This window comes from Streptomyces sp. NPDC031064, from assembly GCF_055570965.1.
On the sequence record NZ_JBVIGF010000010.1, the window covers coordinates 1 to 12,491 of the forward strand.

The following is a 12,491-nucleotide window of genomic DNA, read 5'->3' on the forward strand; positions in this document are numbered from 1 at the left end:
CCCGCGGCGCGGGTTCCGCAGCGCTGCGCGCTGCGCCAACGAACGGCCTCGCTTCGCTCGGCCGGGGGCGGCTCCGCTTCGCGGAGCCTGGTGGGACTGCCTCGCTTCGCTCGGCGGGAGCCTCGCTTCGCGAGGCTCGGCCGGCTCGCTTCGCTCTCCGGCTTCAGGTGGTCTTTCGCTTTGAGTTTCAGGTATCTCTGCGATCCGGTGGATGGCATGAGTTGAGTGTGAGTCAGGGATTTCGGTCCGCTTCGCTTCCCTGACAGGCCCGCTATCGCGGGCGCAGCAGTAGAGGGGTGTGTGGTCTGCCTGCGGGTACGGGGTCTTCGGGTTGCTGGGGTTTTCGAGCGTGGAGGCCATGCGTGGTCGGATTCCTCAGGGCTGTGCTTCATTTTGGAGTACAGATGGATTCTGGCACCCGGCGGGCGCAGCGATGCGGGCTGCAAGCACCGCGTCAGCTTGTCCGCCACCATCTGCCTAAAGCGACTGACCGGTAGTAACCCAACAAGGCATCAGACGATAGGTGTATGCGGCCGCTTGGGCAGCCATACGCGGCGCATCACAGAGTGCCCGGGCTCAACCCCGGTCTGCCCAGCCATCCCACAACAGCATGGCTGGCAACGCTCAGCGCGGAGGCGGGAGCTCGCGCAGACCGTAGTCCGGTGGCAGCCAGCCCTTCTTCCGTCTGTCAATGGTCGCTTGAGCGTGGGAGGCGGATACGGGCAGCCCTGCATCAGATCGGGTTCAGTCATGGCCAACCAAGAGAATCCCGACTACCGCCCGCCCTCGCCCGGCAAGCCGGAAATCTTGCACCACTAGCATCCGCACGTGCACCCCGAGCCCCGATCGACTCTCAAGACCCTACCCCCGCCCGGTCGGATGATCACATCCGATGAGAGCGATGGAGATGCGCAGCCCCTCTGGCTCAGCGATCGGCCGGGCACGGCCGAACTGTGGGCACAGCTCCAGGCCGAGCACACAACTTCCGGCCTCTACCCACTACTCCTTGATTCCCTAGATCCCCATGACGGCCACTTCCACCCATGAGGGTCAAGCGAGCTCTTCCCCGAACAGACGTCATCCCCGGCAAGCCACAACCCGGCCGGCCTCCTCTCGAAGTGGTGGTCGGCCTACACCGCCGTCCATGAAGACGACATGCTCTCCGCCGAAGAACGCCTCGCCGTCACGGCCCCCTTCGGCCAGAGGTGGCCCGGCCTCGCCCCAAGCCGACAGACAGCGACGAACCCCGGCCAACCGGCTGCCGAGTACGCGCAGGCGTTTCACTCCGATCGACCCGAGTCCCGGCTGGGGCTGGTCGCAGCCGCGTCCGGCGCCGAGGCCCTCACAACCGTAGGCTGGCCCGGACCCTGCAACTACGACAACGACACCGCAAAGCTCTCCGCGATCATCACCGATTGGGAACACCGCTTCGGCACCCGAGTCGTCGCCGTCAGGTTTTCCACCCTGCACCTCAGCATCGCCGCTCCACCGATGAACAAAGAAGACGCTCTCCTCGTCGCCGCCGAGCACTTCTCCTTCTGCCCAGACAACACCTGGCAAAACAGCCCACCCTGCACACTGGCCACCTACGCCGAACAACTCACCGGCGCCCACAACAGGAACTCCTGGTGGGACTGATCCTCCTCCGAAAACAATCACCAAGCCTGCTGGAAACCACATTCACTCAAAGGACCCGCACCCAGCCCAGACCACTCGACAACAGAACCCCCCACGCCCCACACACACGACAAGCACCCTTCACCGAATAACAACAACAGCCCTCACCAACCAAACAACACCCCCACCAACCCGGCACCCAAGCCCGCCACACCCACCACCAGCGAAACCCCGCGACGCACACCCAGCGCACACCACACGACGCCCCATCAACCAACACAGCGTCACAGAACAGTTCCCCTACGGCCGCTTCGACAACCACGCGCCGGTTCTGGACCTAGAGGCCTCCGCCCGTGGCCTACATATCGATGAGGGCCCAGCGTCGGCGTCCGCCGTCCTCCTGGTCCGTGCGCTTTGGTCCGGTAGCCGGTGTCGGCCCACGCCTTCGTGACGCGCGGGTGAGCCTTGGCGATATTCGAAAGCAGGTGGATGCCGCCAGCGTTGTCGGAGACGCTGGCGGCGGTGACCCAGACGGCCAGGAGCAGACCGAGGGTGTCCACACCGATGTGGCGTTTGCGGCCGGCGATGTTCTTGCCCGCGTCAACCCCTGGCCGGTGGCCGGGACGTTGACCGGAGGTCTTGATGCTCTGCGCATCGAGAACGCATGCACTCGGTGTAGTACCGATGGCGGCCATCCCGCGACAGGGCGCAAACAGACGCGACCGGGGCGTGTTGGGATCAGACAGGGGGCGAAGGGACCGAAACGGACCCTCGACCATCATCACTAGGCGCAGACAGCGCGACGGTGGCCAGCAACTCGACAGTCCCAGGCAGGTCGGCCACCCAAAACGCAGCCAACCACCCCTGGCAGAACAAAACGCTCTTTTAGACCGGCCGCGTCGAAAGTCACCTGAGCGGGTGATGCGGCCCGAGGCCTGCGCATGGGAACGTGATCAAGCTACAAGCCCGGAACGACCGTGTCACTCGGGGGACCATGCGCACGCCTCGCCCCAGCACCACCCTGCCCTCACGCCGGACTCCGCCCCCGGCCACGCGGGGCTGATCCGCCGATGCCCTTCCGCACCCGGTCCGACCGGAGAGGCCCGGCCGGCCCCGCACAACCGGCCGCCTCCGTGCGGCGGCTCGTACCGCTGCTGATCGTGGTCGTGCCGCTCCCCCTGTTACTGGTCGGATGTGCACCACAGGCGCCGCGTGCCGACCCCGACGAGGTGATCAAGACCGCCACCCAGCGACTCACCGACTCCTGCCTCACCCGCCAGGAACTGACTCCGCCGCGCCGCGGGCACGCCTCGCCGCCCCCGGGCAAGCACGACCGGGTCACCGCCGCTCTATTCGGCGCCGGGCCGACGGAATTGTCGCTGTCGCTGCCCACGGGTCACGTCGTACGCGCCCACACCGACGGCTGCCTGGCCGCCGCCCAGCGCCGCCTCTACGGAGACCAGCGGCGCTGGTTCCGCGTGTCCGTGATCGTCAACAACCTGCACTCCGAGGCCACCCACACCAATCGCAGCCTCGACGAGGTCCGCGCCCGGCACCGGGCCGACATCGCCGACTGGGAGCGGCTGCGCGCACACGCCCTCACCCAGGCCACCGCCCTGCTCGACAACCCCCAACCGACAGGAGACACCACGTCATGAAGCGCATCACCGCCGTCCTCACGGCCGGCCTGATCTCCGCCGGCCTGCTGGCCGCCGCCCCCACCGCCCAGGCGGCGGAATGCCGCAGCGGGTACTTCTGCGTCTGGACCCACGCCAACTTCGACGGGATGAAGATCGACCACTCCGGGGACGACCGATGGTGGGAGGGCAACATGTCGAACCAGGACTCCTCGTGGGCCAACCACGGCGTCTCCGGCCCCGGCGTCCCCGACCATGTCAAGATCTACGACGGCCGCGAGCTGACCGGTGGCGTCACCCTCTGCCTGGCCCCTGGGCAGGAGGTCAGCTTCAACGGCCGCGCGAACGACCGCGGCAGCTCCCACACCTGGGCGAAGAGTTGCTGACCGCCCGATACGCCTAGGGTCTGTTGCGACCGTGCTGGTCACAACCGTGCACCAATGGCTGTGAACAGCACGGTCGGTTCCCTCTACCGGCTCCATACACCCGCGTCACAGAGCGCCCACAGCGGCCACCACGCCGATGGGAACGGCACCGATGGTGCTGGCAACCATCAGCGGCGTAGCGAGCTTCGGATACCGGAAGGCCGGGTGAACCCAGCACCCATGACCAGCAAAGCAACAAGGACCAGGAGCAGGACGACGAGCAGAGCAAGCTTCAACGCCGGATAGTTCGCCCTTCGGAACAGGCAAGCCATCAGCGGCCAGTAGCACGGTGAAGCAGGCACTGGTCAGCCCCGCAACCCACCCCCCCTGGATCTCCAGGGAATCGATCGCCCAGCACACAGACGCCAACCGGCACGACACCAGCATCGAAGCGGCGGCGACGGGCGGCACCAGAGCGGGCAGCACGATCGGGGACCGTATCAGGCGCAACAGTCGGTACAGCGGATCGTGGACGAGGCCCACGGAACCGCCTGTGATCTTGGTCAGCCGTGGGCCTCGATCCACGACAACCAGCGGATCCCCGCCTACTTCCGGCTGTACCTGACCGCGACGCCGCGCATCCTGGCGGCGCCCCGGCCGCCGAGGGGCGCTGACGGCCAGAAGGTGGTGCTGGCGTCGACGGGCCAGGACTCGGAGACGTACGGACCGTGGCTGACCGAGCCCGGGCTCTCGGAGGCGATCGAGCGCGGGATTCTCGCGGGTTCGAGATCGACGTGCTGGAGATCCGCGATCCGTCCCCGGTCTTCGGGGAGTAGGAGGAAGGCGCTACGGGGCCGGCGCATGGCGCTGCTGCAGACGGCGCTCGTGGAGCACGCCGCCGCGTACAACCTGCGTACGGTCATGACGTTCCACCAGCGGGTGAAGGAGGCCGCGGCGTTCGCGGAGAAGCTGCCGGAGACGGCGGCCGAGCTGTACGTCAACGACGTCTCCGATGACGACCTGGCGAAGGTAGAGGCCCTGCCGAAGTCGTCGATCGACGCGGAGTTCTACGAGCTGGAGGCCGGCCGCCAAGTACCCCCGGACCGAGTGTGGGCGGCCTGGCTGTGCGGCGACCACCTCGTGTCCGAGCGGCGCGAAGTCCTGCGCCAGTGCGCCATCGGCATCGACGCGGCTGGCCGCCGGGTCCACCGCGCCTTCCTCGCCAGCGTTCGGGTGCTCGGGGAAGGTGTGGACATCACCGGCGAGCGCGGTGTCGAGGCGATCGGCTTCGCCGAAGACCCGACCGACATGGTCGCCTCCGCCTCGTTCCGCCCCCTCGTAGCGGTTCTCCAGGGCCTGCGCAGTCATGATGAACGACTCGTCGAGCAGCTCGCCTCCCGCGCGCTCACCAGCGGCAAACGCAAGTTACACGTCCAGCGTGACGAGGACGGGCGGATCGTCGGGGCCCGCGAAGAGGCTGACGGAGAGGGCCGGGAGCAAGAGGACACCGACGCCGCTGCCGAGACGGCCCTGCTCCACTTCTCTAGCCCGTGCGACGCGGTGACCATCGCGGCCTTCCTGCGCCCCCGGGTCTAGCGGCCCGAGTCGTTGGCTTGGCTGGAGGGCTACGAGGCGCTGCTGCGCTGGCGCAGGGAGAACGGGATCACGGGCCTGTACGCCGTGCCGTACGACATCGAGGTCGAGGTCGGCGTCATCAAGGACTTCCCCCCTCGGGTGGTGGGTGCACCAGCAGCGCGAGACGCTGCGGGCCGGTGAGCTCGATCCGCACCGCAAGGAGCTGCTGGACGCGCCCGAGGCCGGGATGGTGTGGGAACCCGGCGAGGAAGCGTGGGAGAACAAGCTCGCCGCACTGCGGTCGTACCGGCGGCCCCCCGGGCACCTCGCACCCCGCCAGGACGCCGTCTGGACCGATCCCGCCGACGGGGTAGAGGCGCCGATCGGACAGCACATGGCCAACCTCCGTCGCAAGGCCGCCAAGAACGGCCTGGGCAAGGACCCGGAACGGGCCGCCGTACGCGCGGCACAGCTCACCGCCATCGACACCGACTGGAACTGCCCCTGGCCACTCGACTGGCAACGCCACTACCGCATCCTGGCGGACCTGGTCGACACCAACGGCCACCTGCCGGCCATCGAACCCGGCGTGCTGTTCGGGGGCGACAACATCGGACGGTGGCTGGAACGGCAGAAGAACCCGGGCACCTGGGCGCAGCTTCTCCCCGAGCAGCAGGAGCGGCTGGCGAAGCTGGGCGTGCAGCCCGCTGAGGCCCCGTCTCCCGCCCCGGCAGCCACGCGCAGAGAAGGGCCCCAGCAAGGCGCAGGCGGCGTTCCAGCGGGCCTGGCTGCCCTCACGCAGTGGGTCGAGCGGGAAGGCGTGGACCGGCCCGTGCCGAGGGGTCACAGCGAGCAGCTCGCCGTCGACGGCGAGGCCGAGCCGGTGACCGTGAAGCTGGGCGTATGGATCACCAACACCAAAACCCGGCGCCACAAACTCACGGTGGAGCAACGGAACGCGCTGCGGAAGCTGGGAGTGGAGTGGGCGTGACACGCCACCTCGTCCGTCGTAGAGCTGGGAGGTCAGCGAGGCCCCGGGACGTCGTGACCCCCGGGGCCTTCGTCTTGTCTTCCGGCTCCGGACAGCGGTGCACTACGTGCTGAAACACAGGTCCCTGATGGCTGTGGTCTCGCGATTGTGCAGGTCAGATGTACAACGCGTAGGCGTGTTGCCACGCCGGTATTACACGGTCGAGCGGGCGCGTTGCAGTCCGCTGATCCGCGCGGTCGGGACCGTGGTGGCGTGATCGTCACCGCTTGGGGTGGCGCGTTCGTCGCGGGGCGAGGGTACCTTGCCGGGAAGCACGCACCCCTGTGGCCCGGGTCGGCTATACCGGAGCGGTTCCGACTGCCCTGCTCGCCGCCGCAGAAGGAGTCCACCACCTCATGACCAACGCCGCGAACATCCCTCCCGCCAGCCGCGCCGCCCGCGTGATCACGATCGTCGCCGTAGTCATCGGCGTCGCCTACACCGGTGTCCCTTGGCGGCCGGCGCATGACACGGTGTATCAGGCAGTTCGACTTCCACCCAGGCAAGCCACCACCGGATCGTCGGCAGCGCCGCGCTGCAGGCTGGCTTTGTACGCGAGAGCGGGAATCATTCGTCGACGGCTTCGGGAGTCACCGCGCGGCCCTGTTCCATGATCAATGTCGATGAGTTTGGGAGTCACTCACGGTCCGGCGAGCGGCCTCTGGACTCGAGTTGCACCGTAACGAGGAGAAGGGTGAGTGACTGCAATGGTCTTTTCGGAAGCGATGAAGGACTGGGTCTACTGGGACCAGGCCGCATATGAGCTGGGGTTGAGCCTCGGTGTGCTCACGGCTGACGTTCCCTTCTCGAAGAGCAAGAGGATCTTCTGGGAAGACAACCCGGCTGGGCGAGCTCTCCACGCTACCCTCTTGGCGCTTGTGGAAGCCGGCTTGCTGGAGTCGCGGGACAATGACGAGGAGTTTCGGTGGGCGTCCACCAAGTTCCTGAACGTGTTCGACGACGAGCTCCTGTAGCTGGTGACGATGTCGGCGGCGCGGGCCACGATGCTCGGCCACTGGAGTCTGGGCACACCGGTACATGTAGCCGTCGAGTCAGTGGCGGGTGCCTCCCGAACTCGGGTTCTGGCTCGCTTTCCGTGATGCGCGCACGCTGAGTGACGACTGGTGCTCCGATCAGGCTTCGGGAAGTTGCCTGAAAATGGCCAGGGCCGATCTTGTGTGGTCGACAGTGCGGCGTCGTGGAAGAGACGTCGCCCCGTCTGGAGGGCCTGCTGTTACCGTCCATCGCGGACGTGTCGGTGCTGTCGCTGGACGTGAGCCACGAGGCGATACGCATCGACGTGTGCAGTACGGCGGCCGGGGCGGCATGCCCGGACTGTGGAACCGAGTCGTCCCAGGTGCACAGCTCTTACCTGCGGACGTGCCGAGTGGGGGACGTCTCGTGGTTCCCCGACTGCGAGTCCGGCGGTTCTTCTGTCCGGAGTCTTCGTGTGCTCGGCGGACGTGCCCTGAGCAGTTGCCGGGACTGACCAGGCGGCACAGCAGGTGGACGGAGCGGTTGCGGTCGACTCTCGCCAGGGTGGGTCTCGCCCTCGTCGGCCGGGCTGGCGCCCGGATGGCACGGGCCTTCGGGGTGTCCATCAGCCGCAGCGCGGTGCTGCGGCTGCTCGATGCATTGTCCGAACCCGAAGTCCCGGCCCCGCGGGTGGTTGGTGTTGATGAGTACGCCACAGGCAAAGGACGGGACTACGGCACGGTGCTCGTCGACGTCGAGACCCGTCGGCCGGTGGATCTGCTGCCTGACCGGGAGGCGTCCAGCCTGGCCGCGTGGCTGGGAAGCGACCCGGGATCGAGATCGTTTGCCGGGACCGCGCGCCGTTCTTCGCGGAAGGCGCCACAGCCGGGGCACCCCAGGCGACGCAGGTCGCCGACCGCTGGCATTTGTGGCACAACCTCGGCCAGGCCGCTGAGCGGGCTGTCGCCCGCCACCGGCAGTGTCTTCGCGTCCTGGTCCCCGATCGCGAGGGGAAGGTCGACGAACCGGTGCCGCCAGAGGAGAAGGCGGACTCTCCATGGCGGAGCGAGCGGTTCGCCACCGCGTCCGAGCCAGGCATGCCACGGTCCACGCGCTGCTGGAAGCCGGCCACAGCCGCCGTTCCATCGGGCGTCAGCTCCAGATCACCCACCGCACCGTCAAGAGCCTCGCCGACGCTGCGAAGCCGGAAGACCTCTTTCGCGGCCAGTGGCAGCACAACAGGACCTCCGTCCTCGACGAGTACAAGCCCTACCTGGATCAACGTTGGGACGAGGGCTGCACCAACGCCTGGAAGCTCTGGGAGGAGATCGTTCCCTTGGACTATCGAGGCAGCTACGGCCGGGTGAGCGCCTACCTGCGGGAGAAGCGCACCTCGCCACGGCCGGTCACCACACAACCGCTGGCAGCCCGCGTGGTGACGAGATGGATTCTCAGCCGACCCGAGACGCTGACCGAGATCGAACAGCTCCAGCTCAGGGCCGTCCTGGCCAACTGCCCTGAACTCGACGCCCTGACCGGTCACGTCCGGTCCTTCGCCCAGATGCTCACCGAGCGCCAGGGCGAACGACTCCCGCAGTGGCTCGACGCCGTCCGCCAGGACGACCTTCCCAGCCTCCACACTCTCGCGGCCGGCATCGACCGAGACCGCGCCGCGGTCATCGCCGGCCTGACCCTGCCCTGGAACTCCGGCGTCGTCGAAGGACACGTCAACCGGATCAAGATGCTCAAGCGCCAGATGTTCGGACGCGCCGGCTTCGCACTGCTCCGCGAGCGGGTCCTTCTCGCCCCGTGACCGATGTCAGTGGCTCCTGAAACCATGCCTTCGTCCGAGACAGCCGTATCAGGAGCCATGCATGGGAACGTGGGGAACCGGCCCGTTCGACAGCGACCTCGCCGCAGACTTCGTCGATGAACTTGAGGGACTCACCCACCAGCAGGTCATCGACGTGCTGGAGCGGGCATTCCAGCGAGTCACCGACTCGGGAGAACGCGTCGATGGCGGAGACGGGGCCGAAGCCGTTGCCGCCAGCGCTCTCGTCGCCAGCACCCTCCCGGACAGCCCCATCGTGATTGACCCCGATGACGGCCCCACGGAGCCGCTGCCCGAACTGCCAGCCTCGCTTCGCGCGTCGGCGAAACTCGCACTTGACCGGGTTCTCCGGGACGGATCAGAAATGGCAACCGGCTGGGTGGACAGCGCCGACGCCGACCAGTGGCGCCAGGAAGTACGACAGATCCTCGAAGCACTCGAAACACCCACTGATCACTAATCGTGACCGCTTCACGGAAGTCGTGCCAGAGCCCTTCCAGGGGCAGCGTTTGTCCGCCAGTTTGGGCAGCAGTGGCGGATCTTGAGGCCCGTCGATGTGCACCAGAAATAGCAGCGCGAGCGACGCGCAGTGCGTCACGGCCCGGCGGGTGCTCGGGTGAGTCTGATTCCGACCTTCGTCAGCACTTGGCCGAGGAGGTGGAGGGCTCGTGGCCGGGCTGGCACTCCGCGCGCTGTTCCCGTCCAGTAGGCGTCAGTGAGCTTCTCCGTTGCCGTGAGGATTTGGTCGTCGTTTTGCGTGGTCAGGACGAGGACGAACCGCACGTAGTCGCCGATGTCGGTGCCCTGGGTGTGTTGGTGCGTGAAGGTTTGCAGGCGCGGTGTCAGGGCGGGCAGGGTGCGGTCCGTCGGAAAGACCACGGCGAGTCCGGCGAGGGCGAGGCGAACCGCGGGCATTCGGCCGACCAGCGGGCCAGCAGAGCTGGACCGCGCTGCGGGCCCGGGCCTCGCTGTCGGAATCGGCATGCCGCGGGGTGGCCAGCCAGGTCTCGGCGAGATGGCGCTCAGCGACAGTGGCAGCCCTGAACAGCAGGTCGACGGCTTGGAACCGGTGCCGAGTGGGAATGCGGTCGTCGACTGCGAGGGCCGTGACCAGGGCGAGGCCGTCAGCAGTGGCCGGCTGACAGGTGTCCTGGTGAAGGATCTCGCTGCAGAAGTCGCCGAGGAAGCTCCGGTCGTCCCAGCAAGAGTCGACCTCGCCGTCGAACAGCATCGCGGGCTGGGGCGGCCTGGGGCCCTGCATGCGGTCGGCAATGACGTCCCGGAACAGATGCCGGATCGGCGGACCAGCAGCATTCGTGGTGTGCCGGGTCTGCCCGGGTTCGGCGTTGGTATCCATGGCTAGCGGAGCCTACTGGAGCGTCTCGGCCCGACGTCCCCTCGCCTGGATGGGGCGGGTAGCCGGCCCTGAGCCTGTCGCGGTCAGCCGGCCTTGGCCGATTTCTCCGCTCGGGCTCGGGTGGAGGCGAGGCGGTAGGAGTCGGTGCCGGTCTCGATGATGGTGCCGTTGAAGGTGAGGCGGTCGACAATGGCCGCGCAGAGCCGGGGGTCGGTGGAGTCTTGGTCCAGCCGCCGAACGACTCGTTCGAGGCGATGGCGACGCTGTTCTTCTCCCCCACCCGGTCAGCACCCTGAACAGCGGGGCGAGCTGGCACATCGGCAAGTTTACTCGCCAGTACGCCGCGACCAGCAGTGCCCGGTCCTCCAGCGGAATGCCCCACCGTCAGCCCTTGCGGACCGCATCCGCACCCTCGCGCCGCAACAGACCCACCAGCTTGCCGAACAAGCGAGGGCTCAGCCCGGTTAACGGGGCTATTCAAGACGGCTCCGACGCCGTGATCACACCAGCCACTGCGTGATCATTCCACTGCTTCAGGCTCCCCCTGCTCGAACGCGATGCGGCAGCGTTCTACCTGGTCGGCCACCTGCTCCATGAACCAGCGCATGACCTCGTAGGGGACAACTCGCTCATCAGGGCTGTAGACGCGAACGGTCGGCTGCAGATTCGGGTCCTCGTCTGGGACAAGCGCTACCAAGAAGGCAGCGCCGGGCAAGTGGATCACCGCGGCGTCGGGGGTCTCGGTACCCGTGGCTGGCGCAGGCACAGCCTCGCTCAGCTCCACGGCCCAGGCGTCGTCAGGCAACGCGTAGTGGAACAGGACGGCGTAGTGACGGCCTGCATGTTCTCGCAGCTCCCATGGCATGTCAGCAGGCTGCCACACCGGCCGTGTCGGAGGCTCGTGGGATCCTGGCCCTCACCTGGACGAACCCAGCCAGCGTTTGCGGGACAGCCATTAGGCGTCGGTCGACGCTGACGCCGCTGTTTTTGTCCGGCCGAGCTGAAGCAGCCCCATGCGCAGCTCGTGGGCCATGCTGGCCAGCAGGGTGCCGGGCCGGTGGTGACTATGGGCGGCTCGGCTTCGTCACTGCCAGCGACGCAGTGCAGCTCCAGCTCATCGCGTCCCCAAGAGGTCAGCCACTCAACTGGGGCCGCTGCGCACGCCGTGGGTCGGCCGTGTGGTCGCCAGCGGTGGGGGTCCAGGCTGGGTGATCGGTCGTCAGTTCGCCCCTTAGCTTGCCGGTCGGCTCCGATCCGGGTAACCAGCCCGGCCAGCCGGGGCCGGGAGGCGATGTGTCTCCCGGCCCCCCGGTCGGTCCCTCATGCCAGCTGTGTGCCTTTCGCCCGGCGAGCAGCGGCCCGGCGGCCCGGCAGCAGTAGGAACCGGCCTTGCTCAGCCGCGCCGATGGGGGTAGCGACCAGTCAGGTAAGGCAGCCGGGCACGTCTCGCGCCGGAGGGACAGGTCGTGCTTGGCCTCGTAGTCGTAGAACTCGCGGTCGGTCTCCACCGTGTGGATCGGCAGAGTCATCAGGTCCTCGTCAACCTCCAGCACACCCACGGTGGCCGGGGTACTGGGAATGAACTCTTCCACCATGTACTCGCTATAGGGCTGCTCCCGGTTTGCTCCCTGCGCGTGCGGTATCGAACACCGTCGCCACCCGCATGAGCCGCCGCCCAGTGCCGTTACCCGGCCGAGCGTCTCGTCGATGTCGTAGACACCGATGCTGAGCAGGATCCGTGGCGCCCGCCCCGGCTTCGGCGTTGGCCTTGGCCACCAGCCCGAGGTCGGTGTCTCCGATGCGCAAGCCGAGGTAGAAGGCCGGGCCTTCCTGCGGTACGCGGAAGACCTCCTCGGCGCCGAGCAATTTCGTATAGAAGCCGAGCAGGACATCCTGGTTGGCAGTCAAGATCACTGGCTGGATGGTGGACATGGCACCCCTGTCGAGAACGGTCGTGTCGCTGTGTAGACCGTTCGAAGACGGAGGACTCATCGGCAAACCGTCCTGCCCGAATCTGACGGAAGGAGGCGACCGCGGCCGCGTACGACGCCCGTACACAGGTGCTCAGATCCGTGGGCCCGTATGGCGTCTGGTCGGAGCTGTG

At 67.5% G+C, this 12,491-nt stretch carries 11 protein-coding genes and 5 pseudogenes; 9 read left to right on the plus strand and 7 right to left on the minus strand.

Annotation, left to right across the window (positions count from 1 at the left end; translation table 11 throughout):
* The first annotated feature begins 1,155 nt into the window (after positions 1-1,155).
* Positions 1,156-1,638, plus strand: coding sequence for a DUF4253 domain-containing protein (locus tag ACZ46W_RS30560; protein ID WP_468344403.1), 483 nt, complete (start codon positions 1,156-1,158; stop codon positions 1,636-1,638).
* A gap of 383 nt (positions 1,639-2,021) precedes the next feature.
* Here ACZ46W_RS30560 and ACZ46W_RS30565 read toward each other — a convergent pair.
* Positions 2,022-2,291, minus strand: a pseudogene (locus ACZ46W_RS30565) (transposase); the annotation flags it as partial.
* A gap of 396 nt (positions 2,292-2,687) precedes the next feature.
* On the opposite strand from ACZ46W_RS30565, the gene ACZ46W_RS30570 reads away from it, so the two are divergent.
* The 7 genes and pseudogenes from ACZ46W_RS30570 (at position 2,688) to ACZ46W_RS30600 (ending at position 9,490) form a co-directional block, all read left to right on the plus strand.
* Complete coding sequence (locus ACZ46W_RS30570; RefSeq protein WP_468344406.1) at positions 2,688-3,275, plus strand: hypothetical protein; 588 nt, start codon at positions 2,688-2,690, stop codon at positions 3,273-3,275.
* Entirely contained in the window at positions 3,272-3,640 is a 369-nt protein-coding gene (locus ACZ46W_RS30575; protein WP_468344409.1) for a peptidase inhibitor family I36 protein, read from the plus strand. The genes ACZ46W_RS30570 and ACZ46W_RS30575 overlap by 4 nt, the downstream gene beginning before the upstream one ends.
* A 504-nt stretch (positions 3,641-4,144) precedes the next feature.
* A pseudogene (locus ACZ46W_RS30580) lies at positions 4,145-6,185 on the plus strand (helicase associated domain-containing protein); the annotation flags it as partial.
* A 737-nt stretch (positions 6,186-6,922) separates the two neighbouring features.
* The gene (locus tag ACZ46W_RS30585) at positions 6,923-7,198 is read left to right on the plus strand and encodes a hypothetical protein (protein ID WP_468344412.1); all 276 of its coding nucleotides are present in this window, start codon (positions 6,923-6,925) and stop codon (positions 7,196-7,198) included.
* Positions 7,199-8,011: 813 nt separating this feature from the next.
* Positions 8,012-8,122: pseudogene (locus tag ACZ46W_RS30590) on the plus strand (transposase); the annotation flags it as partial.
* 134 nt (positions 8,123-8,256) lie between these two features.
* Positions 8,257-9,012 carry an ISL3 family transposase gene (locus ACZ46W_RS30595; protein ID WP_468344415.1) on the plus strand — a complete coding sequence of 252 codons (756 nt, stop codon included), beginning with the start codon at positions 8,257-8,259 and terminating at the stop codon, positions 9,010-9,012.
* A 61-nt stretch (positions 9,013-9,073) separates the two neighbouring features.
* The gene (locus ACZ46W_RS30600; RefSeq protein ID WP_468344418.1) at positions 9,074-9,490 is read left to right on the plus strand and encodes a DUF4259 domain-containing protein; all 417 of its coding nucleotides are present in this window, start codon (positions 9,074-9,076) and stop codon (positions 9,488-9,490) included.
* A gap of 134 nt (positions 9,491-9,624) precedes the next feature.
* Here the strand turns inward: ACZ46W_RS30600 and ACZ46W_RS30605 are convergent, their stop codons facing one another.
* Positions 9,625-9,945 carry a hypothetical protein gene (locus ACZ46W_RS30605; protein ID WP_468344421.1) on the minus strand — a complete coding sequence of 107 codons (321 nt, stop codon included), beginning with the start codon at positions 9,943-9,945 and terminating at the stop codon, positions 9,625-9,627.
* 100 nt (positions 9,946-10,045) lie between these two features.
* Between ACZ46W_RS30605 and ACZ46W_RS30610 the strand changes: the two genes are divergently transcribed.
* Entirely contained in the window at positions 10,046-10,393 is a 348-nt protein-coding gene (locus tag ACZ46W_RS30610) for a hypothetical protein (protein ID WP_468344424.1), read from the plus strand.
* 77 nt (positions 10,394-10,470) lie between these two features.
* Here the strand turns inward: ACZ46W_RS30610 and ACZ46W_RS30615 are convergent.
* The 5 genes and pseudogenes from ACZ46W_RS30615 to ACZ46W_RS30635 all read right to left on the minus strand — a co-directional run.
* Positions 10,471-10,661 (minus strand): annotated as a pseudogene (locus ACZ46W_RS30615) (ATP-binding protein); the annotation flags it as partial.
* Positions 10,662-10,675: 14 nt separating this feature from the next.
* A pseudogene (locus tag ACZ46W_RS30620) lies at positions 10,676-10,864 on the minus strand (IS5/IS1182 family transposase); the annotation flags it as partial.
* Positions 10,865-10,907: 43 nt separating this feature from the next.
* Positions 10,908-11,252, minus strand: coding sequence for a hypothetical protein (locus ACZ46W_RS30625; RefSeq protein ID WP_468344427.1), 345 nt, complete (start codon positions 11,250-11,252; stop codon positions 10,908-10,910).
* Positions 11,253-11,520: 268 nt separating this feature from the next.
* Entirely contained in the window at positions 11,521-11,982 is a 462-nt protein-coding gene (locus ACZ46W_RS30630; RefSeq protein WP_468344430.1) for a hypothetical protein, read from the minus strand.
* A 7-nt stretch (positions 11,983-11,989) separates the two neighbouring features.
* Positions 11,990-12,319, minus strand: coding sequence for a VOC family protein (locus ACZ46W_RS30635; RefSeq protein WP_468344433.1), 330 nt, complete (start codon positions 12,317-12,319; stop codon positions 11,990-11,992).
* Positions 12,320-12,491: the final 172 nt, after the last annotated feature.

Excerpts from the sequence above, each read along its gene's own strand:
- ACZ46W_RS30560 (WP_468344403.1), top strand. The coding sequence starts at position 1,156 with ATGCTCTCCGCCGAAGAACGCCTCGCCGTCACGGCCCCCTTCGGCCAG.
- ACZ46W_RS30570 (WP_468344406.1), top strand. The coding sequence starts at position 2,688 with ATGCCCTTCCGCACCCGGTCCGACCGGAGAGGCCCGGCCGGCCCCGCA.
- ACZ46W_RS30575 (WP_468344409.1), top strand. The coding sequence starts at position 3,272 with ATGAAGCGCATCACCGCCGTCCTCACGGCCGGCCTGATCTCCGCCGGC.
- ACZ46W_RS30595 (WP_468344415.1), top strand. The coding sequence starts at position 8,257 with ATGGCGGAGCGAGCGGTTCGCCACCGCGTCCGAGCCAGGCATGCCACG.
- ACZ46W_RS30600 (WP_468344418.1), top strand. The coding sequence starts at position 9,074 with ATGGGAACGTGGGGAACCGGCCCGTTCGACAGCGACCTCGCCGCAGAC.
- ACZ46W_RS30605 (WP_468344421.1), bottom strand. The coding sequence starts at position 9,945 with ATGCCCGCGGTTCGCCTCGCCCTCGCCGGACTCGCCGTGGTCTTTCCG.
- ACZ46W_RS30610 (WP_468344424.1), top strand. The coding sequence starts at position 10,046 with ATGGCGCTCAGCGACAGTGGCAGCCCTGAACAGCAGGTCGACGGCTTG.
- ACZ46W_RS30625 (WP_468344427.1), bottom strand. The coding sequence starts at position 11,252 with ATGCCATGGGAGCTGCGAGAACATGCAGGCCGTCACTACGCCGTCCTG.
- ACZ46W_RS30630 (WP_468344430.1), bottom strand. The coding sequence starts at position 11,982 with ATGGTGGAAGAGTTCATTCCCAGTACCCCGGCCACCGTGGGTGTGCTG.
- ACZ46W_RS30635 (WP_468344433.1), bottom strand. The coding sequence starts at position 12,319 with ATGTCCACCATCCAGCCAGTGATCTTGACTGCCAACCAGGATGTCCTG.